This is a genomic window from Antarctobacter heliothermus (genome assembly GCF_900188425.1).
Lineage (GTDB): Bacteria > Pseudomonadota > Alphaproteobacteria > Rhodobacterales > Rhodobacteraceae > Antarctobacter > Antarctobacter heliothermus.
This window is the reverse complement of the sequence record NZ_FZON01000029.1, coordinates 1-23,865: the sequence shown is the minus strand read 5'-3', so window position 1 is coordinate 23,865 and position 23,865 is coordinate 1. Positions and strand designations below refer to the sequence as shown.

The window sequence follows — 23,865 nt, the reverse complement described above, 5'->3', positions numbered from 1 at the left end:
TAAGTTGAGCGGTGCAATGAACAAACCAATATCAAACTGGGGGACACAGCCGCGCCGCAAGCGCACTCCGAACATGCTCAGAGCCGGCGACGAGTTGCATCTTTTGCGGGCGTGGCAACAACGTGGTGACAAGCGCGCACGCGACAAGGTAATCACAGCCTTCAGCCCGATGGCCGGCGCAATGGCAAAACGGGCATTGGCAGGGTCGCAGACGGCTGAATTCGATCTTGTGCAGCAGGCAAATATTGGACTGATGAAGGCGGCAGACCGCTTTGATCTTGACCGAGGCTACCGTTTTTCAACCTATGCCGTCTGGTGGGTCCGTGCAGAAATTCAGGACTACAAGCTGGCAAACAGATCGATTGTACGGCGCCCAAATTCGGTCGATCTCCGAAAATCCATCGCCAACCTATCGCGGCTTGACGAGACCGTTTTAAACAATCCAACTATCAGTAGGGCCGACGCCGATACGTGCGTTGCCAGGGCGCTTGGCGTTAGCCCCCGAAGGCTGAACGATCTGCGTGAGCAGGTTTCCGGTGCTGACTTCTCGCTGAACGTACCATCGGTCGGTGATGACGGAGAGGACCGGATAGCGCGGCTCGTCGATCCAGTCAGCATGGAAGATGCAGATACTATGAACCGCCACGATATCAAGACGCTGCGCGCTCTTCTTGTCGAGATGATTGGCGCTCTGCCCGACCGTGAGCGCGAGATCATAGTAGCGACGCAGCTCCAAGACCCACCGGCTACTTTGACAACTCTCGGAATTCACTTCGGAATCTCAAAGGAACGCGTGCGGCAGCTGCGCGAACGCGGGTTTGAGAGGCTGAGAACCACCATGGGGCAACGAGATCTGGAGCTGGAGTACTTCATCTAAAGGCAGACAGCCATGTTCTGTCGCAGAGCGCAATTACATGCCTAAAAAATGGCACCACTGAATGCAAAGTTGTTCAGAAAACGGCCGTTTGACTATCATAGGAGATACTATCTATGGAACCAAAATTGATCGACCCGTTTCGCCGCGCGATTTCTTACCTGCGCGTATCTGTCACTGATAGATGCGATTTCCGCTGTGTCTATTGTATGTCCGAAAACATGACATTCCTGCCCAAGAAGGAACTGCTGACGCTGGAAGAGCTGGACCGTATGTGCACTACCTTTGTCGGTCTTGGAGTGGAAAAGCTGCGGATAACGGGGGGCGAGCCTTTGGTGCGTCGCGATGTCATGACCTTTTTCAAGGGTATGACGCGGCATCTTGAAAGCGGCGCACTGAAAGAGTTGACCGTCACAACAAACGGATCGCAACTGGAGAAATTTGCGAGCGATCTGGCGGCTTGTGGCGTGCAGCGTATCAATGTCTCGCTGGATACGCTGGACGAGAAGAAATTCGCCGAGATCACACGCTGGGGCCGTCTGCCACAAGTGCTAGCGGGCATCCGCGCCGCGCAAAAGGCGGGCTTGCGGGTCAAGATCAATACCGTGGCACTTAAGGACTTCAACGAGGACGAGCTGTTCACGCTGGCACATTGGTGCGCCGAGGAAGGCATGGATCTGACGTTTATCGAGGTGATGCCGATGGGCGATCTCGGGAACGAGGACCGTATCGGCCAGTATTGGTCGCTGAAGGACCTGCGTGCGCAGCTTGAAACGCGCTTTACCACCACTGACCTGTCAGAGCAGACAGGCGGCCCGGCCCGCTATGTCCGGATCAACGAGACCGGCCAGAAAATCGGCTTTATCACGCCGCTGACGCATAATTTCTGCGAAAGCTGCAACCGCGTGCGACTCACCTGCACCGGAGAATTGTACATGTGCCTTGGGCAGGAAGACATGGCAGATCTGCGCAAACCGATGCGCGATCATGCTGATGATGCCATGTTGCAGCAGGCGATCCGCGACGCGATCCTCCGCAAACCAAAAGGGCATGATTTCGACTATTCACGACAGAAGGTCGACGGGCAGGTCATCCGCCACATGAGCCATACCGGCGGCTGAGCTCAGGGGCGTTGTTGTACGGATCGACGTATGAGGGCACGCTGTAAAAGAACAATTTTTCGGAGGAAGCATGACAATACGGCAGGACATCATCGACAAACTCGGTCTCGGATTGTCGATTGAACATCTGGAAGTCATCAATGAAAGCCACAAGCACAATGTGCCGGAGGGGGCAGAATCACATTTCAAGGTGGTGATCGTGAGCTCTGCCTTTGAAGGCAAGAAGCTGGTGGCACGCCACCGGCTGCTCAACGGCATTCTCGCAAAAACCCTTTCCACCCATATTCATGCGCTGGCGTTGCACACGATGACCAAAGAGGAATGGTCCATTTCACAAGAAGCACCCGCATCGCCCCCTTGCCTGGGTGGTGGCGCACGGCGGTGATCAAAACGCGTCATGTGCTGCTTCGGCCATCAGTTCATTGTCTCGTTATGAAGTCTGGTCTTGTCGCGCTTACGTTCCGGTCCCTGTTAAAGAAGCGATGCTGCGATCGTATGCACTGCGAAGCAGCTCAAATCGGTTCATCAAACGTATCATCCGCCCAATAATGGGCTTCAAAGTCTTCCATTTTTGCCACAGCAACCATTGTTGGGATCGAGGTTACCCACATGATCCGAAAGGGCAAGTTTGCGGCGAAATATCCTTGCACGTTTCAGCAATTTGCAGCGCTCGCTGCATCGCCTTAGCTGCTGATCAAGTAGTCTCAGCCTGCTACAAAATTTGTGACAGAACGCCCCTGACTTCCTGCAAACTTATTCTGACGCCAATGCTTGAGAAATGCTGGCCAACGCCTATCTTTCCAGCAAGAGGAGTATCAATAATGTTTACGACCCCAGGAAAGCAAGCCGTTACCATCACATCTAAAGCCGCCCAGCATATCAGCAAGCTGATGGCCTCAGCGGGTCATACGGGACTTCGCATTGGAATCAAAAAGGGCGGATGCGCGGGTATGGAATACACAATGGAATACGTGAACGGACCGGATGCCAATGACGAAGTCATTGAACAAGACGGTGCACGGGTTCTGATCGCGCCGATGGCGCAGATGTCCCTGTTTGGCACGGAAATCGACTATGAGACATCACTGCTAGAATCCGGGTTCAAGTTCCGCAATCCCAACGTCACCGAGGCGTGCGGCTGTGGCGAATCTATCAAGTTTGGCTAATTTGCCCGCTTGTCTTGAAATAATGGCCCGATCAGGTTCAACCTCGTTGTTGCCCCAATAAGGGGAGGTACCTGGGGTCGTTTGCGGGAGAGTGTGGAATCCTACGCTAGCGCGTCGCAGTCGTTCGTGCAGAGCACGGCGAAGGACTCAGAAGAGCCCAAAATACATGATGCTGCAACGTCAACAAAACTCCGCTTCACTAGCTCAAAAAAAGTTCAATGCACTATGAACCGGATCAAACGACAAAAACGCTGCAGCTTGGAAAGCTCAATTCGGTGAGTCACGCGGATTAATCACGGCACTTTTGATGAAGTTCCACAGCTCTGCGTGATCAATTGTAGTTTTATTGGTCTGCAAGGTTGCCCTTAGCGCCTTGCCTTCCATCGCGTCCAGGATCAAACTCGCTGCCTCTCGCGTGTTAGGCAACGAACGGAAGCAACCCTCTTTTACTCCGCGCGTCAAAAGGGCAGCCAATGCATCAAGCAACGCATTTTGGTTCTCCAAGAACATTTTGGCGATGTCAGGCTTCCGCACTGCCTCGCTAGCGATCTCAAGGCTGAGAATCACGTTCTCTGGTGCGGATAGGTGGATGAGATAGTTGCGCACAAAATCTTCAAGAACCTCCAATGGTGCCACATCGTTCCTCAACTCGGAGATGAACGGCTGCAACTCTTCGCGCTCCAGGGTAGCGACTTCTGCCAAAACGGCGTGTTTTCCGCTGAAGTGGTTGTAAAGATTACCTAAACTCACGCCTGCGCGTTTCGGCCCAATACACCGAGCGTGCAGTCGACCCGGAGCGGCCGCAGCATCTCATCCATGGGGTGTTTTCCGCTGGCCCTGCAGATGACGGGCTGAAGGGGATCGCCCGGGGCTCCGAATTCTCGGGGACGACGCGTGTGGCATCGGCCAGCGCCGAGTTCTGGATCGCCAAGGCCGAGGTCGATGCGCTGACCGCTCTTCCGGCCAAGGGCGATACAATCAGACTCACCAGCCGGGCTGGCAGCCCGACCTATGCGGTCTCCTCAGTCCAGCACACGGATATGGGCGACCTGAACCTTATTCTCGTTTGGGAGGACCTGCCGTCATGAGCCTGACCCGCCTTGCCATGCGCCTCGCGGCCGCCCGTGCGCTGCTCGACCGGACCCTGGCCGGGCCGCGGGTTTTCGACAGCGCGGTCGACCCGATTGACCAGACCATCGCTGAACAGCGCCAGCCGCTGATCGTGCTCACCACCGACGAGCACGAGCTTGAGGTGACGGGGCGCGATCTCGGCAGCGGCAACCATCGCTGCGAGCTGGTAATCGAGATCGCCATTGCATCCCGGGTCGAAGTGCCCGCGTCTGATGGGGACGGCGGTCAAATCACCATTGCCATTCCGCACACGGACGAAGGGATGGAGCTAACGCTCGACATCATGGAGCATCAGGTGGTCCGCGCCCTGACCCGCGATGACACCGCCTGGTCGCGCGCCTGGATGAAACTGGTCCCCCGGATCACGCGCAGCCTCTCCCGGCGCGGCGCATCGGCCGAAAACGGCGTGCGCTTTGCTGCGCGGCAGCTGGTGCTGACCTGCGATCTGGTGGAAACGCCGGTTTCTGGCGGGGCTGTGACGTCGAACAGCGCGTGGGGGGATGCGCTGGCTCTTATGGAGGCCGATCCCATACTGGCAAATATCGCAAGCCTACTGCGCGCGGAGATGGATGGCACACCACTTGCCGATTGGCGCTTGGCTGCGGAAACCCTTGGTGTCCCGCTGGAAGTGGCAAACCAGATCGGCATCGGGCCGGTCGAGGACCTCGATGCGGATCCGCAACCGCTCGTGGACATCACGTTTCTGGATTTTGACCAGACAGTCGTCTTTGAGCCGCAAGGATCATAGCCATGGCAATCCGCGAAATCGTCGAGCTTGTCGCGCGGGTCACCGATCTGGAACGCCGTCTTGCCGGTATGATGCGCCACGGCACCGTTGCCGAGGTCGATCCTGCCCGGCAACGGGTCCGGCTGAATTTTGGCCTGGCACATGGCCGGGACGGGCAGTTCCTTTCCCCGTGGGTGCCCTACGCGCAGTTTTCTGGAGCCTTAAAGGTTCACACGCCGCCGACCGTCGGCCAGCAGCTGACGGCCATGTCGCCCACCGGCGACTTCCAGCAGGCCGTGGCGGTGCCACTCACCCACCACGCCAGCAACCCGAGCCCGTCGGAAGCGGCAGATCAGAACGTCATGACCTACGGGAACGTGATCATGACGCTGGCAGACGATCTTGTTCGCAGCGAAGTCGGCGGGCTGACCTTTGAGTTCACCAGCGCACAGGCGCAGATCACGGTTGGCGACGTGACCTTCAGCGTCTCTCGCGCTGGCGTGGAGATCACCGGCGGCACGGTTACGCACAACGGGAAGAACATCGGCGCCACACACATACACGGCGGGGTGATTTCGGGCCCATCTACAACAGGCGTTCCCGCCAACTGAACAGAAGGGAAAGATTAATGCCGCGTTACGCTATCACCGAGAAGGCCGGGCGCTTCGTCGCCGGGCAGAACAACACCGGGGTCGGGACAGTCCTGACCTTGACTGCCAAGCAGGCGGAGCATGAGCTGCGCCTCGGCACGCTGCGTCGGCTCGATGTGCCGCAGGTGACGGCCGAACCAGAGACAGATGAAGCGCTGGCAGAAACGCCCGCGGCCAAGGTAAGCAAGCCCAAGAAACCATCGCGCATCGAACCTGATCTTGGTGCGGATCATGCCACTGCTGATGATGCGGGCTAACCGGTGGCCACGCGCAGCATAAACCCGTCCGTCGGTCTCAACGCCGCCACCGGCGGTGTGATTGAGGGCTGGCCACACGTGGCCCAGAGCCTGCAGGACATCTTCACCACGCGGTTTGGGGCTCGGATCATGCGCGAATGGTACGGATCGTTTGTCCCGAACCTGCTGGGGCGCACCATCACGCCCAATGAGGTGACGCCGTGGTTTGCCGCGGTGACCTCTGCGATCGAGCAATTCGAGCCGCGCTACCGCGTGACCCGCATTCAGATCGTTGAGGTGACACGCGACGGACGGCTGCAATTCTTCCTCGAGGGCGAGTACCGGCCACGGGCCACCTATGGCGACTTCACGGTTGAAGGCGCGCGCCGCATCAATGCCTATGCCAACCCGGATGGGGTGCTGATCGAGGAACGCGAGGCCCAACCATGAGCCGTTTCACCGCCATCAACCTCTCCGGTCTGACGCCGCCCGACGTGATCGAGACGCTGGACTACGAGGCGATCGTCACTGAAATGTGCGATGATCTGGTCGCTCGGTTTCCGGCCATCGCAGGCGTCATTGATCTCGAAAGTGAGCCCGCGCGCAAGCTGATCGAGGCCTTTGCCTATCGCGAGATGCTGCTGCGCGCGCGGATCAATGATGCGGCCCGTTCGGTTTTACTGGCTTCGGCCTATGGCTCGAACCTCGACCACCTCGCGGCGTTGTTTGGCACGCAGCGGATGCAGGTCGAGGACGACACCGGCGTGCTGGTGCTTGAGGACGATGATCGCCTGCGCCGTCGCGTGCAGCTGGCCCCGGAGGCGTTCTCCGTGGCCGGACCTGAAGGGGCGTATGTCTATCATGCGCTCACCGCGGCCCCTTGGGCACGCGATGCCACGGCCATCATGACGACGCCCGGTCGGGTGCGCGTCACGATCCTGCGGGCGGGACCTGATCCGGTGCCCAGCCTTACGGAACGCGAAACCATCCGCTTGTCGCTGATCGACAATGACGTGCGCCCGCTGACCGACATGGTCGAGGTCTTGGGGCCACGGGTCCACCGGATCTCAGTGGAGGCAAAGCTGACGCTGTATCCGGGTCCTGATGGCAATGTCGTGCGCGACCGCGCCCTGTCAGCCTTATCTGACTGGGTGGAAACCAATCGGATGCTTGGCATGAACCTGCGCCGCTCGGCAATCTTCTCGAAGTTGCATGTCGAAGGCGTGCATTCGGTGGATCTTGTTACGCCCGCCGCTGATATCGTCCTCGGGCCGACCGAGGTTTACGCGGTGGAGGCGATCACCGTGACGATCGCGGCCCTGCGCGATGAATAGGATCCCTGCCCATGAGCCGCGAGACCCTGCTGCCGGACAACCGCACAGCCTTCGAGGAGGCTGTCGATCTCACCGGCGCGCGCATTGCCGATTTGCCCATCGGGTTGCGTCCGCTGGTGCAACCGCATCAGATCCCGAGCAGCCATTTGCCCTGGCTCGCCTGGGGCCTCTCGGTCGATCTGTGGGACAAGGACTGGCCGGAGGAGACAAAACGCGCGCGCACCGCGCGATCACTGCCGTTTCACGCGATCAAGGGCACACAGACCGCCTTCGCGGAAGCTCTGGCCGTCATGGGGGCCGAGGCGCGGCGGTTCATCGTGCCGCCTGCCAAGACGTTCATGACACAGGCGCTCAGGGATGAGGAACGCGCCGCCTATCTCGACCGTTTCGCGCAACTCCGGGTCTATCCCTTCATCAAGCGCGGCGTCTCCGGCCGGAACACCCGGTATCTGTCAGCCCCAGACGGCCCGGGCACGGCCTTTGCCGGGCCAAACAATCCGGTCTCAGTGCAGGGCACGCGCTATGTGCGCACTGCAAAGCTGCATGATCACGGCCGCGAGACGACTCTGACGCTCCGCTCGGTAACGCCAGAACGCGTTGGGGATTTCAACGCGATTGCCTATGACGAGGTGGTCCTTGCGCCAAAACCCACGGCAGCCATCCATCTTGATGCCGCGCCCAAAGCCCGCGCGTTCCTCATCGATGATATGGGGGTGCGCCAACGCATTGTCCGAATCCCGCGGGCCACGACCTACAGCTACCGGCTGGGCCGCGAGCAATACACAACCGTATGGCCAAAAGGCGATCTGATCGATGTGCGCCCGCAAATGATCGCCGAGACCCACCCGGCACAATCGGCCTCGGTGTTTCCCGGGGCAGACGGCCAGCGCATTCTCGGCGCCTGCCTGCCGCAGACATTGTCCTGGCAGCATCTCTTTGAGCGCTGGCATATCCATGACCCGGAGCGAAGCCTGGATGCGCGCAAGCGCTCCACCCATCTGGGCACCACACGGCTGGGCATGCCGCCCTACCATGCCGAGGTCCTGACGCGGATCAAGGGACGGCGATATCCCCGCACGGCAGGGGCCTTTGTGAACGGATACATCGTTGCGGCCAGCAAAGCACCCATCGCGGATGCACGTGAGGCCGTGATGGTCGCCAAATCCCTTCGGGATAAAATCCTGATCAACACCAAGACATATCGATTGCCCCGCGCGGGCGACCGCCGCGTGGTCGGCGAGATCACAATCGGCACATTTACAGAGGTCTGAGCCATGCAAAGCACCGTCATCTACCGCGACCGGCAGGAGCTCCAATCCGCCGATCTCAACAACACGCAAGACTTCATGCGCGCGGCCATGGATCACATCGTCAAGGACGCGGTTGAAAGCGGCAAGGCCTATTCCGGCTTTTCGGCCACCAAGACTGCGGCCACCGAGATCACCTTGTCCTCGGGGCGTCTCTACGCGGGTGGTGCGGTCTATGCGCGCGGCGAGGACATCATCGTGGATATGTTCAATGTGCTGCCCCTGGTCACGCGCAAGCGTGTGGCCATCGTCACCTTCGGCCAGGAGGTCGAGACCGATATCCAGCCGCGCGACTTTCTGATCGACGCACAGACCGGGACCACCGAGCCGCAATCAGTCGCGATGGAAAGCCTGCGCCGCGCGGAGATTTCCACCGTGGCTGGCACCGAAGGCCCCGATCCCGGCTATCCTGCGACCGATGCCAATGTCACCGTCATCGCCTATGTCTTGCTCGATACCACCGGGATCGTGGCGATCGAGCAGTGGCAGGCGACGCAGCTGCCAAACCTGCGCAACATCTCGCAGCGTACAATCGCACTCGAAAGCTGGCGCGGGCAGATCAGCGGTCAGGTGGACACGCTGCGCACCGACCTCTCAGCCTTGGCCGACCGGATGGCGGGGTATGCGACCAAGGCCGAAATCGTCGAATTGACCGAGCAGCTCGAAGAGGTGCGCCAGGAGCTTTACGCACCGGGGGCCTATATTTTTTATGGCACAAACCACTTTCTGACCGCCGAGGGCTCGCAGATCGATCATCCGGAGTTTGATGCGGTGGTCGAGGAGGGCATCCGGTTTCCGCGTGCAGGCGCGCAGACGTCTCAGCTGGCGCTTTTGAACCCCAATAACGTCTATGTCAGCAAAAATGACGGCTTTGTCCTGCCCAACTACACTCATGCGCTCCGGCTTGATTTGACCGGTTACGCGTCCGAAACACGGCTTGCCCAATATACCTTTGAAGCGACGCAAATCCGTCGACTGAGCCGGGCCCGGACCCGGCGCCGCTATGGCGAAAGCAAGATTGTGTGCACCAATGCCCGCTGGTGGCGGCAGGGTACGTATGATTTGGCCAATAACATCTTTCGCGCTGAAGGCGAGACCTGGGAAGTCACCAACGGCGTGCCCGACCAGATGCCCAACGGCGCGCGGGTGGCCAATGGCAATGTGCATTGGATCCGGGTGCGCCAATTCTGGATCGATACCTATGAGGAGCAATACTGGGACCGTGTCACAACGACCGAAACGATCAACGGCCAGCAGGTCGCGCAGACGTTCCTTAACAGCCAGGACGGCTGGCTCAGCCAGATCGGGCTCTACGTCTCGCGCAAGGCCGCTGCTGGGGATGTGACGGTTCTGGTGACCGAGACCGCCTTTGGCATGCCAGACCTGTCGCGGGTGATCTCGCGCACAACGTTGCCGGCCACGGACATTCAGGTGGGCGCGGTTTCCACCCAAGCGGGGCTGCCCTCGCTGGTTGAGACGCGGCTGGCGATCACGCCGACCTTCCTGACGGCGGGTCGGCGCTACGCGATTGTTCTGATTACCACTGGCGATCACTATGTCGCCATGACCAATACCGACAACGGGGTGGTTCAGGGCACCTTCTTTGTCTCAACCGACGGGGCTTTCTTTGCGGGCAACCTTGTCGACGACCTGAAGTTGCGTCTTTATTTTGCGAAGTTTGAACGCCCGCGTGTTTCTGTCGAGCTGACCGCGTTCCAGCTCGCAGGCGGTATCCTCGATCTTGACGTGCTGCATCCGGGCGTGACACCGCCTGCGTGCCGGATTGATATCGAGGTTCAGGTCAATGGGGCCTGGGTCGCGCTGGACGGTGAGGGCAATGGCCCGAACCTGTCGGGCCTGCCAGCGCTGCTGCCGGTGCGCATGACCCTGACCGGAACCACGGACCTGATGCCCGGCTTTGGGCTTGCGGGCTCGCAAGCGGTGGTGACGCGGCCCAAGACGGCTTTTACCTGGGTGTCGGAGGCGCGCACGCTCGGCTCGCCCACAACCAGCGTCAAGGTGGTCACGGACCTGCAGCACTTTAATGACGTGACCCACGATTGCACGGTCACACTGTTGACCGGGGCCACGCTGGACGGCGTGGAGGCGGCCGATGTGGTTGAGGACATGGTTCTGCCAGATGGTTCGGTGCGGCGGACCTCGATCTTCAACGTGACCTCGGTCAGCACCTATGCCGTCAAGATCGTGGGCTCGACGGTGAGTGCTGCGGTGCCGTTTTTGGTCGGAGAGCTGATCGAATACGCGCAGTCCTGATCCCGCCACGCAATGACGTCACCAACGTATCATCCAATTCTGGAGGCAGCCTCATGGCATCCAAACCGACCCACTACCGGGTGACGGTCAACCGTCCCCTTGAATTTGCCGGGGCGCGGTTCCGCCCGGGCGCGCGCTATGTTGTCACGACCGCAATCTACGATGGGCTGAAGGCAGATCACCCAGAGGCGATCGCCACGGCAGAGCCGATGAACAAGGGGTGACGTCATGCTGAGGTTCGAGGACCTTCGGGTCAATGACAGGCAAAGTCTTGATCGGGACTTCTTCAACCGGCGGTATCGGTTGATTGCCGAGAGCCTTGGCGATCTCGATGGCCAGCTGGCACGGCTGAATGCGGCAAGTGACAATCTGGTGACGCTGGGGCTGTTGCGGGTCAACGAGGTTCTTGGACCGGCTCTGGCGGCGGCTCAAGCTGCAGCGGAAAACGGCTTTCTGGTGGCGACATCCTCGACGCCGCTTACTGTGTCGGTGGGCCTGCAGACCACCTTCGAGATCGACGACACGCCTGCGCGGGCGCTCTTTGCGCCTACGCCCTATGTCGTGCTGACGCGCGATGTTGACGATAGCCTGAATGATTGGGCGGTGTTTCGGGTCGATAGCTACACCCGCGCCAATGGCGGACTGGCGGGCGAAGTGGTGGCCGTCAACGGTGATATTGGGGCGGCCGTGCACGGCGATTGGGTGATTTCTGCCAGCGCGGGCCTTGCAGCTTCCGTGATCGAGACGGCCGCTGCAGTTTCGAGCGCTCTGGCCCTGGCCCAGCAGGCGGCACAGGATGCGGCCGCCGCGGCGGATATTGCCGAAAGCGTGCTGGCCAATGGGCCGGTGTCGTCCGTGAATGGCCAAGCCGGGGAAGTGGCGCTTGGGATCGGGGATATTCCGAACCTCACGGCGCAGCTCGCGAGCAAAGCGGCCAGCAGCCATGGTCATACGATTGCGCAGGTCTCCAACCTGCAATCAACGCTGACGGCGCTGCAAGGCCGGATCGATCTGGTCGATGGCGGGACGTATTGACGGAGGAGGTGCAAATGCGATCCGACCTGACACAGATTAGCACCAAGCTGGGAATCACCGATGTGCGCGATGTGCAGGTGGGTGAGGTTGTCGATGACGGTGCCGGTGGCTTTGTCCGCGCGATCCGGGTCTTCGGGGAACCCACAGCATCTGCTGGCCCGGTGCTGATCCTTGAGGTCCAGATCCAGTCCGACACGAAAACTGACCTCGATATCACGACACCGACGCTGTCGTTCTGAACCTCGGCCAGCCGCCGATCCCAAGCATCCAATATACCTTCATGCGCGCCTGAGGGCCGCGTGGGGGTTTTGGCTATTCAAGGAGACCTTCTCATGTCCGACCCGACCTTCGGGATTTCCATCACGCGGATTGATACTGAGCCGCGCCCGCCCGTCTGGAGCGATATGTCCGTTGTGGGCCTGATCGGCACGGCGCCCGATGCCGATGCATCGGTGTTCCCAGCTGACACGCCGGTCTTTCTCTATTCGGACGACGCGACCAAGCTGGCAGCGCTTGGCGTAACGGGCACGCTGCGTGATGCGCTCACGCTGATCAACGCGCAGCTTAGCGAGTTCCAGGTGGCCGCCAAGGTCGTGGTCGTGCGCGTTGAGGAGGGCGCTGATACGGACGCGACCATTTCCAATATCGTCGGCCACGGTGTCGCTACCGGCCTGCAGGCGTTCATCGCCGCAGGTCCCGAACTGGGCATCATCCCGCGCCTCATCTGTGCCCCGGGCTATACCAGCCAGCGCGGTGTCGGTGAGGCCAACCCGGTCTGTGCGGCACTGCCCGCGATCTGCGAAAAGCTTCTGGCGCATGCGGTCGTCGATGGCCCCGCCACCACCGAGCAGGACGCCATCGACTGGCGTGAGACGATTGCCTCGCAACGCCTGATCCCAGTCGACCCTGCAGTGAAGGTGTTTGACGGTGGGGTGAGTGTCGTTCAGCCGCTGTCGCCTGCGGTGATCGGCATCGGCGTGCGCCGCGACCACGAAAAACAGGGCCGCCCGTTCCACAGCTGGGCCAACCAGCCGGTGCAGGGTATTGTTGGCCCCTCACGTCCCATCAACTTCTCGCTCACCGATGGCGCGACCGAAGCGCAGCGCTTGCTGTCGGCCAATGTCGGCGTGCTCCTGCGCGGTGAAATGGGCGTGGAAAGTGCCATCGGCCAGGGTGGGTTCATCTTCGTGGGCACAGATAACGCGGGCGAGGATGATCTCTGGCGGTTTTACAACGTGACCCGCGGGCGTGACTTCATCCACCTGATGCTGCTGCGCACCCTGCGGTTCTATCTCGGGCGCTTCAACATCACGGGCCAAACCATCCAGGCGATCCTGAACACGATGGAAACCGGCCTGCGCAATCTCAAGGCCGATGGCGATATCCTTGGCTTCGAGATGAAGTTCACCCGCGATCAGAACACGCCCGAGGAACTTCGCCAGGGCCGCTTCACGGTCAGCTTTGCCGCTGAGGAGGCGCCAGTGCTGCGCTATCTCGGCATTCAGTCTGCGCGTTACCGCCCGGCGCTTGATGCGCTGCTCGATGATCTGCTGGCGCAGGTCGGCACCGTTACTGGATAAAGGGAAATACCATGAGCAACATCTACATCATGGAGGCCGCAAACCTGTTTTGCGGCGATGAGAACCCCACGGCCTCCAAGCACCTGACGCTGACCGAGTTGCAGCTGCCCAACCTGCAGGAGATGTTTCAGGACCATCATCCCGGCGGCTCGCGCGTGCAGATCGAGGTCGCGCTCGGCATCCAGAAGCTCGAGGCCAGCTTCAAGCTGGCGGGCTGGGATCCGGACCTGCTGACGCAGTTTGGTCTTGGGGCCACGGCGCGCAAGAAGTTCACCGCTTACGGTTCGGTGCGCGATAAGCGCAACGGCGTGGCCATCGAGGCCAAGGCGGTGCTGGAGGGGCGTCTGGGCACGGCCAATCCGGAGGCGTTCCAGCGTGGTGAGTTGCAGGGCTTTGACTACGCCATCAACGAAATCCTGCATTACGAACTCTATTTCGAGGGGGCCGAGAAATACTACTGGGACTTCTTCACCACCGATTGGCGCGTCAACGGCACATCTCAAAACGCAGATGAGCGCGCGATCTTGCGCCTTCCCAATGGCTTTTGAGGTGACCCATGACTGACGCAGCAAAACAAAAAACCGTTTCCCTGTCCGTGCCGGTGACCTTTGAGGGCCGCGAAATCACCGAGATCCGCATCGCCAAGCCCAAGGTCAAAGACCTCAAGCGGATGAATGCCGCGCTCGACGGCATCACTGATCGCCTGGACCAGGGCATTGTCATGGCCTCGGCGCTGACGGGCTATCCGGTCGAGATGATCGAGGACTTGGACACCGATGATTTCACCGCGCTGTCGGAGGTGATTGCGGATTTTTTCCCCAAGGGCACGGCTTCGCCTCCTGGCGATCGGTCGTTGCCGAGGTCGCCCACTGGCTGAACACGCCGCTCACGGCTTTTGACGAGATGGACTGGTCCGAGGTGGTGCTCTGGCACGCCGAGGCCCGTCGTCTCGCGCGGGCGGCGAAAATGAGGTGACGCGACGCCGTGGAGGCTGTCTCGCGCGGGCGGCGAAGATGAGGTGATCAGATGACACAGCTCACATCCCAACTGGTCATCGAACTGCTGGACCGGGTGACCAGCCCGGCGCGTCGGGCGGCCAATGCGCTGGCGGGCATCTCGAACACGGTCCGCGAGAGCAATGGCCAGCCCATCACCTTCGGGGATCGCCTGAACGCGGCCATCACGCGCAACAACCGTGCGCTTGCTGACGCGCGTGGTGGGCTGGTGGATGCGGTGGCCAGCTTTTATGCCCTGCGCGGTGCGATCGGCGCGCCGATCCAGGCGGCCTCGGATTTTGAAAGCGCCATGGCCGATGTGGCCAAGGTGGTGGACTTTCCAAGCCCTGAGGCCTTTGCGCAGTTCCAGCAGGATCTTTTTGCGCTGTCGCGCGACATTCCCATCGCGGTGACGGGCCTTGCGGAGATTGCCGCGGCGGCGGGTCAGGCCGGGATTGCCGGGCAGGACCTGATCCGCTTCACGGATGCCGCAGCCCGGATCGGGGTGGCGTTTGATATCAGCGCCGGGCAGGCGGGTGGCTCGATGGCCAACCTGATGACGGCGCTCGGGCTCACCATCGACGAGACGGTGTCGCTGGCGGATGCGATGAACCATCTGTCCAACAGCCAGGCCTCAAGTGCGGCGGATATTCTGGACGTGGTCCAGCGTGTGGGCGCGCAGGCGACCATGTTTGGCTTCACGGCTGAGCAGACAGCTGCCTTCGCTTCGGCGATGCTGGCGGCTGGTGCGCAGAGCGAGGTCGCTGCGACCTCATTCCGCAACATGGGGGCCGCGCTCACAAAGGGCGAAGCCGCCACGGCAGGCCAGAGCCGGGCCCTACAGGCGCTTGGACTTGACGCGGAAGATATGAGGCCTCCGGTCGGACGCAGCTTTCGGTCATGGAGGTCACTGGCCCCGATATCTCGAAATACGGTGTGGTACAGCCTGGCGCAGCCGCTGGCAGCGTCGCTGGCCTCGTGGAAAAGCCCGCGTTTGAGCAGGCACCATCAAACTTGGCATCTATCGGTCGCTATGTCCTGACGCCCGACATCTTCGAGATCCTACGTGGACAAGCGCCCGGCGCGGGTGGGGAGATCCAGCTGGCTGATGCCATCAACACGCAGGCCGCCGCTGGCCAAGTTGAAGCCGTGACGCTCAACGGCCAGCGTTTTGACTGTGGGTCTGTCAAAGGGTTCCTGCAGGCCATCATGCACGTGGCGCAACGGGACGGGTTGGTCTGAGCGTCAGCGCCCCGTCAACTGATAGGCCAGTCGGCCGACCCATTCCTTGATGGCAGTGTTCAGGTCTTCCAGGTTGGACGAGAAATCCCAACCCATCCCGCCCGTAAAACTGCCTGTTCTATAATCCACGGGATAGGGAACGACGTTAAGCCAGCCTGCGGCCTCGAAGCTCGCCATTGCTCTGCCCATGTGAAAAGCGCTTGTGACCAGGATCCAAGTTTCACCTGGCGCCGGCTGGACCAAGTCGAATGAAAGCTGAGCATTTTCCGCTGTATTCCGAGACTGATCTTCCCAAATGATGCGCTCAGGATAGATCCCGAGCGAACTGAAGACTTCAATCGCGATTGGTGGAAGAGGTGCGCGCCCAGAAACAGTATCCAGCAATCTGCCGCTTCCGCCAGCATAGACAATCCTGGCTTCGGTATGAGCAATGGCCAAGCTCGCTGTCGCTATCAAGCGCTCGGATGCATCATTCAGTTGCGGCTGGTTCCATCGGAGCGTTTTTCGTGGGGATTCCACGCCACCGAGAACTATGATCCCATCGATGTGCTCTGGAATGTTTTGGGCCACATACTCCGCCTCAAGCGGAGCGAGGAGAACTTCGCCAACCGGAAAAATACTGATAAAGGTCACGGCGACAAAAGCTGCGGCTGAGAGTGAAGCTGAAAGACGTTTGCGGCCCAGTAAACCGGCAAAAGCAGCAATTGCCAGGGTGACAGCAAGCCAAGTTTCGATTTGAAAGCATAGGCCAACCAGCTTGGAAAAGATGAAGAAAAGGGTGTCCATCGAGCTTTAGGTCTTACCTTGCAGTAGTGAAGTGGTGCCTTTGCTCAACTCATTAGCCTTGGGCATCAAACAGGTCATCCATGTCGACTTGCAGCGCAGTGGCCAGTTTCTTGAGGGTGGCGGCGGACCCAGTTTTGCGACCTGCTTCGATGTCGATGATCTGGATGCGGTTAACGTCCGACTGGCGCGCCAATTCAGCTTGAGACAACCCGCGGTGCTCGCGCCAAACCATAAGGGGCGCATCACCGTCCAGTATCCGATCGACGACAGCGGACGGGATCAACTCCTCGGTTCCCGCTTTGATGCGGGCCAAGACTTTGGCCACACTATTCAAGTCGGCCATATCCTCCTCGATCGCCCTTAGGCGGATGTATTCGTCTTTGGGGATACTCACCATTTCATTCATTTCGCTCACTCTTTGAAACACTGCCGCGCGACCTCAAGACCGAGGAAAATGCCAGCCTTGGCGATCCAAGCTTATGCGGTGACATCCTGCCACGGGTTGATCAAGGAAACCCCCGTTGCTGCAAAATCCGCCATATTGCGTGTGACGACAGTCAGGCCATGCTCCAACGCCGTCGCGGCAATCAACGCGTCCCGCTCGGATTTAGGGTTGGGAACATGCAACTGGGCACAGCGCCTGGCGATGGCACCATCGATGCTAAGCGTCCGATCTTTAAATTCGGGGCAGACCTGGGTTTCGAACCATGCACGGAGCCGCTCACCCTGCGTCGCATCTCGCCGTTCCATACGCAGAATGCCGATTTCCAACTCCATCAAGGTCAAAGCCGAGATGAACATTTCACCCGCATCAATCCCGCTGACCCATGCCAAAACGGCAGCGTCAGCCTTGCCGTCCCCGACCTTTCTGAGTTCGGAGATCACGTTCGTGTCGAGAAGATACATCAGCTGAAGTCAACCTCGCGGGCCTTCAACCCCGATTTTTCGGGCGCAAACGGAATGTCCGCCAGATCCGGTGCTGCCAAAACCTTTGCCAGGTTGCGAGGGCCACCGCTCATGCGACGATAATCTGACCAGCTGAGCAAAACATAAGACGGCCGCCCGCGGTCGGTAATAACTACGGGTCCTTCTTCGGCTGCGCGCTTGGCTCGGCCGATATTCTGATTGAGCTCTCGGCTCGAGACTGTATGTACGCCCATCGCATCCTCCAAAACACATGTAGCCTCATTACTACAATTTGCATAGCGCTGCAACAAGATCGGCAGTACACGCTACGCACAAGGTTTTTTTGTTGTTGTGACAGCGTTTGTGGATTGGTTCGCTGCGAGGGTTGTTCGACCTCGGATGAGGTTCGAACTTAATAAGAATCAACGATTACAATTACTTAATGGGTAGAGAGGGTTGGCCGCCAGTTCCGTTCCCTCCGCCACTTGCCCTCGCGAAAGTGTTCTCTTGATCCGGCTGCGGCCGGATTTTTCCGTTGTTTTCGAGGGTTATGCGGGAGGGGCTAAGCACCGCCAATGCTGGGAATGGCGTTTAATTGTTCTCTCTTGGCCAATGTTCTCTGAAGCTGATGACTACGTCTTTTTGGTGTTCAGGTTGTAAAGTTTTGTTTTGGAACAATTTTTTTGATTGTCCAAACTGACTTCGATGCCAGTCTCGTTCGGTCAAATGGAACTGAAATCGGAACACATCTCAACAACGGCCATGACGCGGCTTTATCGAATTTCTGCGACGCAGCATTCGACACGAGGGGCGGGAGGACTAAGCCGCTCCGCGGCATTGGCGTCCAGTCGCAGCGTTAGGGTGCATTTCGTTGTTCTTCTTTGTGGCTAGCCTTTCTGGGCTGACGATTGGGGTCTTTCCCACCGTCAGACAGGAGGTTCCCATGTGCAACCCAATCCCTACCGGAGAACGTCCATGGCCGCTCAGCAACCCGCGCGGGCTTCGCCTGAGCTACGCGTGGCTCCGCTCAGCCCGCGCTACCGTCGGAATTACACCACTTAGTGTAATCGCCATATCCACCCTTCTGCGACTTTTGGTTCAGGATGGGATTATTGCTTCGGTGCGGTGCCGAGGCATCAAACTCGGAGGTTACGATGGCAATATTTGCAGCGCTCGACGTGTCGCAGGATGAGACGGCAATTTGCGTGGTAGACCATGATGGAGCAATCGTGGCTGAGTCCAAGGTCACGACAAGTCCGGATGCGATCACCCAGTGGTTGTCGACCTGGACCACTGACCTCGAGAGGGTCGGCATGGAGACCGGCCCTTTACGGGTGCGATGCCGCGCCGCGTAGTAAATCGGGATTGAGCCCGAAACAAAGAGTACCGCGTCCTAGATTTCCCGCTGTTGACTCCGGTTGCGCAGGCCTACGGACCGAGTTGGTGAATGAGCCGCCAGTATGAGGGAGCAGCCTCATCGTTTGGCGGAGCCCGGCCCCGTAATCTTACATCGTGCCGTCGTACGAAGGGCTAAACTCGATGCCGCCCGCGACGTTGCTTCGAAATGCCCTGCGCGTGTCGCAGTCGATCGCAACCCTCCCGGGTCATCCCGGAGCCGAAACCAGGAGCCAATCCATGGGGCTACGTAAAGCCGCACAGGCAGTGATCCTTCTACTCGCTCTATCGCCGATGCCCGCTCTTGCCACCATTTGCGGCATGTACGGTGCACCCGCGATGATCGGAGATCTCTTCGAGGCGGGGTTTGAGCCGGTGGTCATCTCCGGAATACCGGTGTCGATTGTCAATTGGGGGGAGGCGCGCGTTACCGACCAGGCGCCGCCAAGTCCCTACATGCAAACCTACGCGGTCACCTACCGCCTTCTGGGGGTTCGGACCGGCGACGGCGGCTTAACCACGCCTGCCCTTGTCGATGTGACCGTGGATGTGACCTGCGAGAGTGGATACTGCGGTCACGCACCCAGGCGCTTCCAACTGCGCACGTTCATCTTGTGGGAGGGCGAAGACGGTCTGATCGGGTATGGCGGCCTTTGCGGTGGGTCGATCCGCCCGCTCAGCACGCCTTTGCAAAGCGCCGCCACCCTCCGGTGTTTCGCAACAAGGGACTGCGACTGACATCATACTGGTCGCGCCTGTCTTTCGGCGGCCCGCCTGTCCCATCAGGATCCGCCCCGTCAAATCGCGGGACCGGACCGAACACATCAACCGAAACGGATTTGCCATGAAACGCTTTCTCGCCACGATCCTAACCGCTCTGGCGCTGCCGTGCGCCGCTGCGGCCAACGACGCCGTGGTCCTGCCCTGCGAGGGTCGGATCGCCAGCGCCCAGAATACCATGGGCCCCGCGTTCCAAAGCGCGTTCGACGATGTGGGGGTGCGGGTCATCGGCTTGGACATCGGGGAGCCGGCCCTCGGATGGGCGCTTGTGATGGTGACGGTCCGGCTCGTGGAGATCGGAGGGGAGTCTGGCCATGAGGCCTGCGGAATCGTCGGGCTCGGTCCGAACTTCGGCTTCTCCGGCCTATATTTCGACACGCTCGACCTGCATCTTTCGTCGCCCTCGGAGGTGATCCTACGGATCGACGTGCAACAGCCGGGTAATGGGAGCGGAGGAGACTTCGTCCGCCGCCCCCTGGACATCACCGTAAACCGGACAACGGGCGAGATCATCGCGCAGCAGCCCTGATATCGCACCAACGTCCTGTGTTCCGGTCCCGCGGCACTGCCGTGGGATCGTTGCGTTATTGCGCACCCTGATCCGACACCGGAATGCGGTGCTCCGTTTTTCTGGAGTGCACTTTGGCTATCAGATGGTGGCCCCGCCCCGCTTACGACCCATCCCGACGCGCAGGGCACGAAGGCTGGCCCGTCAAAGCGCGATGGTGCCGGGATGGGCTTCGAATTGCGGCGACGGCGGGGGTGGCTCCCTCAGGAAAGCCCGATCGATTAGGGTGTTGACCTTATACCCTGCTCAGCGAGCGATCTTTAGAAAAGTGTCATCGCAACATTCAATCAATGGAGAAACCAAGATGACCACCCTTAACATGATCCGCAACATCGCTGTCGCCGCTTGTCTCGCCTGTGCAGGCCTTGCCGTGACCTCCGATCCCGCCCAGGCACAGCAGGCGCAGACATATTGCTTTTACGAGAACGACGGCATCAACGTCTTCGTCGGTGATATGAGCGAGGGCTTCCGGGCACATCCCGCCGGTCGCCCGGGCAATTCGCTTTACTACGACCGCGTCCGCAACACCCATCGCTATGTCGGCGAAACCGGCGCGATCTATTCGTTCTTCTCGAACGGGGACGCCTCCTGGCAGGACGGCAGCCGGACGATCTGGCTGCACCGCTGCTGACCTGAGGCGGGCACGCCAGACATTTCAGACTATCGCTGCGACGCGGATCTTCCGCGCCGCAGTCGTTTTGAGCCGATACCTCGCGTAACGCTAGGTGCTGAGCGCTTGGACCGCTGCGCCCGCGTCCTGCTCCTCCTGCTCGTCGACCGCTGCAAGCCCCTCGATCGCCATGCAGGTGCCTCGCCCCGGAGCGCTGCGAATTGTGAGGGACAGCCCGTTCTCGCGCGTCAGCGCCTCTACGCTGGCCAGCCCGATCCCCTCCCCGTCGGCGGCATGGGCCTGTGCGCCGCGTGTGTAGCTTTCGCGGATCGCCACGACTTCCTCGGCGCTCATTCCCGGCCCGCTATCTCGCACTTCGATTGCAATCGAACCATTCTTCCGCCGCGGCCCGATCAGCACCGCGCCCTTGTCGGTATATTTCACTGCATTCGAGACCAGGTTCGACAGCATCCGGATCAACGCTACGGGATCGGCACGAACGGACAGTTCGCTGTCAACGGCGCGGAGGGTCAGGCCTTTCGCCCGCGCTTCATCGCCGAACATCCGCACGGCGTTCGTCATGAGCAGGGACAAGGGCACTGGCTCGGCGGACCCGTCGGTGCCGGTCCCACTGACTGCGGTGTCCGGTCGGCCGTCGGTCATGCTCTCGCTCAGCACCTCGCGCAGATAGTCGAGACCACTTGAAAGGCGCTCGCGCAGGGCCGACGGCGCTGTGTCGGCTTCCGTTAGGGCCAGCTGTAGCGACATAAGGGGCTGTCGCAGGTCGTGGCTCGTATGGGCAAGGCGGGTGCGATGGGTCTCCGCGAGGCGTCGGGCCTGGTCGAGGTCCTGATGCGCCGCCAGCAGCGTCTCGGACAGTCGGAGCTGCTCCTGCGAGGCGGCCAACTCCGCCTCCATTGCGTTGTCGCGCTGGCTCCGCAGACCGAACGTCTGCAACACTATGGCGGCGGCAAACACCAGCGCATCCGCAAAGAGCATGACGGAGAAGGCGATCTGAATATCAATGACGGGTGAGAGGACAGGACCGAGCGCCACCATGATGGACGCGCCCAGAAGCATCACGGCGCCCAGAGCAAACAGGCCCGCACCCGGAGCGCGTTCGCCAATCAGCACGCGCCCCGCCCAGATCGCATGGAGCGCGCCAAGCAGCGCGAACCCGCCGCTAACCGCGGACGAGGAAAGCTGAACGGTAATTGACAAAATCTGTGTCGCTACATTCGGATCGACCGACGTCAGCACATCAAGCAGCGTCAGAATGGCAACCCCGGCCACGGCGAGCATGATCAGGATGCTGAGGCCCAGAAGCACAAGCGCGATGCGGTGCAACCGCCGGCCCACCAGTGCGAAATAATGGCCCGGCAAGGCTTCGAAAACGAACGCCGCGACGAACCGAAGATGAACGAGCGCGATGATGATGCCAATGAGCAGTGTCCACGGGCCGGTCGCTAGTCCCAGCGGCAATGACAGCACGCTCGCGAGATAGCCTGTCTGCACGGCGATCAACAGGAGCAGTAAGCCGAAATACAGGGCATACACCCGCGCCGGTCTGGATTGCAGCAGAGCCGCGAACGCAATGAAGAACGCCGCCAGCAACCCGGACGCGCCCATAAGACCGCCGTAAGTGTGTGCGTCCGCCACCATCTCGGCGTCGAAATCCAGCTCGGGCCGCAACGTTGGCGTCGTCACTTGAAAATTGCCGGGATTGGGAAAGGTTGCCCAGATCTCGATCATTTCGCCACCGGCCACGGCAAACGGCGCGGACGCGAGCCTTCTTGTTCCGGTCTCACGATCGGAAATGGCGGTCTCCGGCAGATGGGTCAGGACCTGCTGTTCGCTCGTTTTGCGCACGATGTGGAAAACAACGTAACCGGTGCTGATGCCGTTCATGTCGATGCGCCAGACGCCGGGATCCTCTGAGCGGTTGACCAACCTGAGGCAGGCCCAACCGTCGGGGGGCAGAATCTCGGTCTCCAGCAGCGCAACGCCCAAGGGGCCCGGGCAGGGCGTGTTGATATCGGGAACGCGCACCATGCGGCGGTAAAGGTCGCCGACGGCTTCACCCGGTACAAGCTCCACCAAGTCACCGCTGGGCACCGGCTCGCTGGCTTGCGGCCGCAACGTATTGTGCCACGTCAGGATCGCAGCCATGATGGCGATTGTCGCCAGTACCAGCACGCGCGCCGTGCGTTTCGCCTTGGAGTTCGGATTTGGTTCCTGCATCGGGTCCCTGGAAAATCGTAATCGCCGACGACCATGCCTTGGTTCGGTCGGGTCTCAAAGATATTATTTCCCGCATCGATGGCGCTGAGATCGCGGGAGAGGCGGCGGACGGGTTCGAGGCGATCGCGCTGGGGCGTCAGATCCGGCCCGACCTTATGACGCTGGACGCGGGCATGCCGCGGTCGCGCGGGATGGAGGTCTATGGCGAGGTGCGCCGATGGTCGCCCGACACCCGGATTGCCGTGGTCACGGGTTTTACCTCCGCGCGAACCCTGTCGGAATGGATCGACGCCGGGGTGGACGGGCTGTTCTTGAAATCCTGTGACCCGGACGTGATGCATCGCGGGTTGGAGGCAATCCTGCGCGGCGGGCGCTTCATCGCCCGGGACGTGGCGGGCATCCTCGAAGGCGAAGCCGAAATCCAAGTGCTGACTGCCCGCGAGCGCCAAGTTCTGCACCTTATCGCTCAGGGCTGCTCAAACGCCGCGATCGCAGAACGCCTTTCGATCAGCGCGAAAACCGTGGACAATCACAGGACTCGGCTGATGGCCAAGCTCGGCGTCCATTCCGTCGCGGAGCTTTTGGCGTTTGCCCTCCGAGAAGGCCTTCTGGATCAATCAGCGCAGCTTTAGGCACTCAAGCCAAGGGCGCCGTAGCGGTGACCGAAACGGCAACCCATCTCGAAATTCTCGACAGCTTTGGATTTGGGATTAAACCAGAGATAGTAATGTCGTCAATCAAGTGGCGGTCGAAGACTGGAAGCGGTTTCAAGCTCCTTTCAAACTTTCGCTAAACTTAGCTTTCAGTGTGGGTCAGCAAGCCAAGCAGGGTGAGCGTCGGCTGAGGGCCGTTCACGTCAGTCGAACAGGTCCTTTTGCCCCGTCCAGATTGCAGGAAACGGCTCCAT

At 60.4% G+C, this 23,865-nt stretch carries 31 protein-coding genes; 25 read left to right on the top strand and 6 right to left on the bottom strand.

The window, feature by feature from the left end:
- Window positions 1-16 precede the first annotated feature (16 nt).
- The 4 genes from CHB90_RS14855 (at window position 17) to CHB90_RS14840 (ending at window position 3,161) form a co-directional block, all read left to right on the top strand.
- The gene (locus CHB90_RS14855; protein ID WP_089278659.1) at window positions 17-877 is read left to right on the top strand and encodes a sigma-70 family RNA polymerase sigma factor; all 861 of its coding nucleotides are present in this window, start codon (window positions 17-19) and stop codon (window positions 875-877) included.
- A 113-nt stretch (window positions 878-990) separates the two neighbouring features.
- The gene (gene moaA / locus CHB90_RS14850; protein ID WP_089278658.1) at window positions 991-1,995 is read left to right on the top strand and encodes a GTP 3',8-cyclase MoaA; all 1,005 of its coding nucleotides are present in this window, start codon (window positions 991-993) and stop codon (window positions 1,993-1,995) included.
- A gap of 70 nt (window positions 1,996-2,065) precedes the next feature.
- Window positions 2,066-2,380 carry a BolA/IbaG family iron-sulfur metabolism protein gene (locus CHB90_RS14845; protein WP_089278657.1) on the top strand — a complete coding sequence of 105 codons (315 nt, stop codon included), beginning with the start codon at window positions 2,066-2,068 and terminating at the stop codon, window positions 2,378-2,380.
- A gap of 436 nt (window positions 2,381-2,816) precedes the next feature.
- Complete coding sequence (locus CHB90_RS14840) at window positions 2,817-3,161, top strand: HesB/IscA family protein (RefSeq protein WP_089278656.1); 345 nt, start codon at window positions 2,817-2,819, stop codon at window positions 3,159-3,161.
- 267 nt (window positions 3,162-3,428) lie between these two features.
- Here the strand turns inward: CHB90_RS14840 and CHB90_RS14835 are convergent, their stop codons facing one another.
- Window positions 3,429-3,911 (bottom strand): TetR/AcrR family transcriptional regulator, encoded by a 483-nt coding sequence (locus tag CHB90_RS14835; protein ID WP_245823258.1) that lies wholly within the window; start codon window positions 3,909-3,911, stop codon window positions 3,429-3,431.
- A 146-nt stretch (window positions 3,912-4,057) separates the two neighbouring features.
- On the opposite strand from CHB90_RS14835, the gene CHB90_RS14830 reads away from it, so the two are divergent.
- The 16 genes from CHB90_RS14830 (at window position 4,058) to CHB90_RS14760 (ending at window position 15,672) form a co-directional block, all read left to right on the top strand.
- Window positions 4,058-4,249, top strand: a complete 192-nt coding sequence (locus CHB90_RS14830; RefSeq protein WP_141135890.1) for a hypothetical protein — start codon at window positions 4,058-4,060, stop codon at window positions 4,247-4,249.
- A complete protein-coding gene (locus CHB90_RS14825; protein ID WP_089278653.1) occupies window positions 4,246-5,040 on the top strand; it encodes a hypothetical protein in 795 nt (264 codons plus the stop codon). Before CHB90_RS14830 ends, CHB90_RS14825 begins: the two co-directional genes overlap by 4 nt.
- A 2-nt stretch (window positions 5,041-5,042) precedes the next feature.
- Window positions 5,043-5,630 (top strand): phage baseplate assembly protein V, encoded by a 588-nt coding sequence (locus tag CHB90_RS14820; RefSeq protein ID WP_212591606.1) that lies wholly within the window; start codon window positions 5,043-5,045, stop codon window positions 5,628-5,630.
- 17 nt (window positions 5,631-5,647) lie between these two features.
- On the top strand, window positions 5,648-5,926 hold the full coding sequence (locus CHB90_RS14815; RefSeq protein ID WP_089278652.1) for a hypothetical protein: 279 nt from the start codon (window positions 5,648-5,650) through the stop codon (window positions 5,924-5,926).
- A 3-nt stretch (window positions 5,927-5,929) separates the two neighbouring features.
- On the top strand, window positions 5,930-6,355 hold the full coding sequence (locus CHB90_RS14810) for a GPW/gp25 family protein (RefSeq protein WP_089278651.1): 426 nt from the start codon (window positions 5,930-5,932) through the stop codon (window positions 6,353-6,355).
- A complete protein-coding gene (locus tag CHB90_RS14805; protein WP_089278650.1) occupies window positions 6,352-7,239 on the top strand; it encodes a baseplate assembly protein in 888 nt (295 codons plus the stop codon). Before CHB90_RS14810 ends, CHB90_RS14805 begins: the two co-directional genes overlap by 4 nt.
- 11 nt (window positions 7,240-7,250) lie before the next feature.
- Window positions 7,251-8,510 (top strand): phage tail protein I, encoded by a 1,260-nt coding sequence (locus tag CHB90_RS14800; RefSeq protein WP_089278649.1) that lies wholly within the window; start codon window positions 7,251-7,253, stop codon window positions 8,508-8,510.
- A gap of 3 nt (window positions 8,511-8,513) precedes the next feature.
- Window positions 8,514-10,820: a hypothetical protein gene (locus tag CHB90_RS14795; RefSeq protein WP_089278648.1), complete on the top strand. Its 2,307-nt coding sequence runs from the start codon at window positions 8,514-8,516 to the stop codon at window positions 10,818-10,820.
- A gap of 53 nt (window positions 10,821-10,873) precedes the next feature.
- Complete coding sequence (locus tag CHB90_RS26575; protein WP_170941075.1) at window positions 10,874-11,044, top strand: hypothetical protein; 171 nt, start codon at window positions 10,874-10,876, stop codon at window positions 11,042-11,044.
- A 4-nt stretch (window positions 11,045-11,048) separates the two neighbouring features.
- Window positions 11,049-11,855: a phage tail fiber repeat family protein gene (locus CHB90_RS14790; RefSeq protein ID WP_089278647.1), complete on the top strand. Its 807-nt coding sequence runs from the start codon at window positions 11,049-11,051 to the stop codon at window positions 11,853-11,855.
- Between the two features lie 14 nt (window positions 11,856-11,869).
- Window positions 11,870-12,094: a hypothetical protein gene (locus CHB90_RS14785; RefSeq protein ID WP_089278646.1), complete on the top strand. Its 225-nt coding sequence runs from the start codon at window positions 11,870-11,872 to the stop codon at window positions 12,092-12,094.
- A gap of 93 nt (window positions 12,095-12,187) precedes the next feature.
- On the top strand, window positions 12,188-13,435 hold the full coding sequence (locus CHB90_RS14780; protein ID WP_089278645.1) for a phage tail sheath family protein: 1,248 nt from the start codon (window positions 12,188-12,190) through the stop codon (window positions 13,433-13,435).
- A gap of 11 nt (window positions 13,436-13,446) precedes the next feature.
- On the top strand, window positions 13,447-13,983 hold the full coding sequence (locus tag CHB90_RS14775; RefSeq protein WP_089278644.1) for a phage major tail tube protein: 537 nt from the start codon (window positions 13,447-13,449) through the stop codon (window positions 13,981-13,983).
- A gap of 8 nt (window positions 13,984-13,991) precedes the next feature.
- On the top strand, window positions 13,992-14,312 hold the full coding sequence (locus CHB90_RS14770) for a phage tail assembly protein (RefSeq protein ID WP_089278643.1): 321 nt from the start codon (window positions 13,992-13,994) through the stop codon (window positions 14,310-14,312).
- A 149-nt stretch (window positions 14,313-14,461) separates the two neighbouring features.
- A complete protein-coding gene (locus tag CHB90_RS27005; RefSeq protein ID WP_089278642.1) occupies window positions 14,462-15,472 on the top strand; it encodes a phage tail tape measure protein in 1,011 nt (336 codons plus the stop codon).
- Window positions 15,367-15,672: a sugar phosphate nucleotidyltransferase gene (locus tag CHB90_RS14760; RefSeq protein WP_089278641.1), complete on the top strand. Its 306-nt coding sequence runs from the start codon at window positions 15,367-15,369 to the stop codon at window positions 15,670-15,672. Before CHB90_RS27005 ends, CHB90_RS14760 begins: the two co-directional genes overlap by 106 nt.
- Before the next feature lie 3 nt (window positions 15,673-15,675).
- Here CHB90_RS14760 and CHB90_RS14755 read toward each other — a convergent pair whose 3' ends face one another.
- From CHB90_RS14755 to CHB90_RS14740, 4 genes are all read right to left on the bottom strand, one after another.
- Window positions 15,676-16,458: a YdcF family protein gene (locus CHB90_RS14755; RefSeq protein ID WP_089278640.1), complete on the bottom strand. Its 783-nt coding sequence runs from the start codon at window positions 16,456-16,458 to the stop codon at window positions 15,676-15,678.
- A gap of 52 nt (window positions 16,459-16,510) precedes the next feature.
- Window positions 16,511-16,864, bottom strand: a complete 354-nt coding sequence (locus CHB90_RS14750) for a helix-turn-helix transcriptional regulator (RefSeq protein WP_089278639.1) — start codon at window positions 16,862-16,864, stop codon at window positions 16,511-16,513.
- A gap of 71 nt (window positions 16,865-16,935) precedes the next feature.
- Entirely contained in the window at window positions 16,936-17,364 is a 429-nt protein-coding gene (locus CHB90_RS14745) for a type II toxin-antitoxin system VapC family toxin (protein ID WP_089278638.1), read from the bottom strand.
- Window positions 17,364-17,618, bottom strand: coding sequence for a type II toxin-antitoxin system Phd/YefM family antitoxin (locus tag CHB90_RS14740; protein WP_089278637.1), 255 nt, complete (start codon window positions 17,616-17,618; stop codon window positions 17,364-17,366). The genes CHB90_RS14745 and CHB90_RS14740 overlap by 1 nt, the downstream gene beginning before the upstream one ends.
- A gap of 900 nt (window positions 17,619-18,518) precedes the next feature.
- Here CHB90_RS14740 and CHB90_RS14735 point away from each other — a divergent pair.
- The 4 genes from CHB90_RS14735 to CHB90_RS14720 all read left to right on the top strand — a co-directional run bounded on the left by CHB90_RS14735 (window position 18,519) and on the right by CHB90_RS14720 (window position 20,738).
- Window positions 18,519-18,719 carry a hypothetical protein gene (locus tag CHB90_RS14735; protein ID WP_212591605.1) on the top strand — a complete coding sequence of 67 codons (201 nt, stop codon included), beginning with the start codon at window positions 18,519-18,521 and terminating at the stop codon, window positions 18,717-18,719.
- Between the two features lie 280 nt (window positions 18,720-18,999).
- The gene (locus tag CHB90_RS14730) at window positions 19,000-19,497 is read left to right on the top strand and encodes a hypothetical protein (RefSeq protein WP_085880651.1); all 498 of its coding nucleotides are present in this window, start codon (window positions 19,000-19,002) and stop codon (window positions 19,495-19,497) included.
- A gap of 106 nt (window positions 19,498-19,603) precedes the next feature.
- On the top strand, window positions 19,604-20,068 hold the full coding sequence (locus CHB90_RS14725; protein WP_085880650.1) for a hypothetical protein: 465 nt from the start codon (window positions 19,604-19,606) through the stop codon (window positions 20,066-20,068).
- Between the two features lie 343 nt (window positions 20,069-20,411).
- The gene (locus CHB90_RS14720; RefSeq protein WP_141135888.1) at window positions 20,412-20,738 is read left to right on the top strand and encodes a hypothetical protein; all 327 of its coding nucleotides are present in this window, start codon (window positions 20,412-20,414) and stop codon (window positions 20,736-20,738) included.
- 90 nt (window positions 20,739-20,828) lie between these two features.
- Here CHB90_RS14720 and CHB90_RS14715 read toward each other — a convergent pair whose 3' ends face one another.
- Complete coding sequence (locus tag CHB90_RS14715) at window positions 20,829-22,958, bottom strand: sensor histidine kinase (protein ID WP_089278635.1); 2,130 nt, start codon at window positions 22,956-22,958, stop codon at window positions 20,829-20,831.
- On the opposite strand from CHB90_RS14715, the gene CHB90_RS14710 reads away from it, so the two are divergent.
- A complete protein-coding gene (locus CHB90_RS14710; RefSeq protein ID WP_085880647.1) occupies window positions 22,946-23,590 on the top strand; it encodes a LuxR C-terminal-related transcriptional regulator in 645 nt (214 codons plus the stop codon). The two genes, CHB90_RS14715 and CHB90_RS14710, sit on opposite strands and share 13 nt — an antisense overlap.
- The last annotated feature ends 275 nt before the right edge of the window (window positions 23,591-23,865 follow it).

Coding starts and splice junctions, on each gene's coding strand:
- CHB90_RS14855 (WP_089278659.1), top strand. CDS start 17: ATGAACAAACCAATATCAAACTGGGGGACACAGCCGCGCCGCAAGCGC.
- moaA (WP_089278658.1), top strand. CDS start 991: ATGGAACCAAAATTGATCGACCCGTTTCGCCGCGCGATTTCTTACCTG.
- CHB90_RS14845 (WP_089278657.1), top strand. CDS start 2,066: ATGACAATACGGCAGGACATCATCGACAAACTCGGTCTCGGATTGTCG.
- CHB90_RS14840 (WP_089278656.1), top strand. CDS start 2,817: ATGTTTACGACCCCAGGAAAGCAAGCCGTTACCATCACATCTAAAGCC.
- CHB90_RS14825 (WP_089278653.1), top strand. CDS start 4,246: ATGAGCCTGACCCGCCTTGCCATGCGCCTCGCGGCCGCCCGTGCGCTG.
- CHB90_RS14820 (WP_212591606.1), top strand. CDS start 5,043: ATGGCAATCCGCGAAATCGTCGAGCTTGTCGCGCGGGTCACCGATCTG.
- CHB90_RS14815 (WP_089278652.1), top strand. CDS start 5,648: ATGCCGCGTTACGCTATCACCGAGAAGGCCGGGCGCTTCGTCGCCGGG.
- CHB90_RS14805 (WP_089278650.1), top strand. CDS start 6,352: ATGAGCCGTTTCACCGCCATCAACCTCTCCGGTCTGACGCCGCCCGAC.
- CHB90_RS14800 (WP_089278649.1), top strand. CDS start 7,251: ATGAGCCGCGAGACCCTGCTGCCGGACAACCGCACAGCCTTCGAGGAG.
- CHB90_RS14795 (WP_089278648.1), top strand. CDS start 8,514: ATGCAAAGCACCGTCATCTACCGCGACCGGCAGGAGCTCCAATCCGCC.
- CHB90_RS26575 (WP_170941075.1), top strand. CDS start 10,874: ATGGCATCCAAACCGACCCACTACCGGGTGACGGTCAACCGTCCCCTT.
- CHB90_RS14790 (WP_089278647.1), top strand. CDS start 11,049: ATGCTGAGGTTCGAGGACCTTCGGGTCAATGACAGGCAAAGTCTTGAT.
- CHB90_RS14785 (WP_089278646.1), top strand. CDS start 11,870: ATGCGATCCGACCTGACACAGATTAGCACCAAGCTGGGAATCACCGAT.
- CHB90_RS14780 (WP_089278645.1), top strand. CDS start 12,188: ATGTCCGACCCGACCTTCGGGATTTCCATCACGCGGATTGATACTGAG.
- CHB90_RS14775 (WP_089278644.1), top strand. CDS start 13,447: ATGAGCAACATCTACATCATGGAGGCCGCAAACCTGTTTTGCGGCGAT.
- CHB90_RS14770 (WP_089278643.1), top strand. CDS start 13,992: ATGACTGACGCAGCAAAACAAAAAACCGTTTCCCTGTCCGTGCCGGTG.
- CHB90_RS27005 (WP_089278642.1), top strand. CDS start 14,462: ATGACACAGCTCACATCCCAACTGGTCATCGAACTGCTGGACCGGGTG.
- CHB90_RS14755 (WP_089278640.1), bottom strand. CDS start 16,458: ATGGACACCCTTTTCTTCATCTTTTCCAAGCTGGTTGGCCTATGCTTT.
- CHB90_RS14750 (WP_089278639.1), bottom strand. CDS start 16,864: ATGAATGAAATGGTGAGTATCCCCAAAGACGAATACATCCGCCTAAGG.
- CHB90_RS14745 (WP_089278638.1), bottom strand. CDS start 17,364: ATGTATCTTCTCGACACGAACGTGATCTCCGAACTCAGAAAGGTCGGG.
- CHB90_RS14740 (WP_089278637.1), bottom strand. CDS start 17,618: ATGGGCGTACATACAGTCTCGAGCCGAGAGCTCAATCAGAATATCGGC.
- CHB90_RS14735 (WP_212591605.1), top strand. CDS start 18,519: ATGGCAATATTTGCAGCGCTCGACGTGTCGCAGGATGAGACGGCAATT.
- CHB90_RS14730 (WP_085880651.1), top strand. CDS start 19,000: ATGGGGCTACGTAAAGCCGCACAGGCAGTGATCCTTCTACTCGCTCTA.
- CHB90_RS14725 (WP_085880650.1), top strand. CDS start 19,604: ATGAAACGCTTTCTCGCCACGATCCTAACCGCTCTGGCGCTGCCGTGC.
- CHB90_RS14720 (WP_141135888.1), top strand. CDS start 20,412: ATGACCACCCTTAACATGATCCGCAACATCGCTGTCGCCGCTTGTCTC.
- CHB90_RS14715 (WP_089278635.1), bottom strand. CDS start 22,958: ATGCAGGAACCAAATCCGAACTCCAAGGCGAAACGCACGGCGCGCGTG.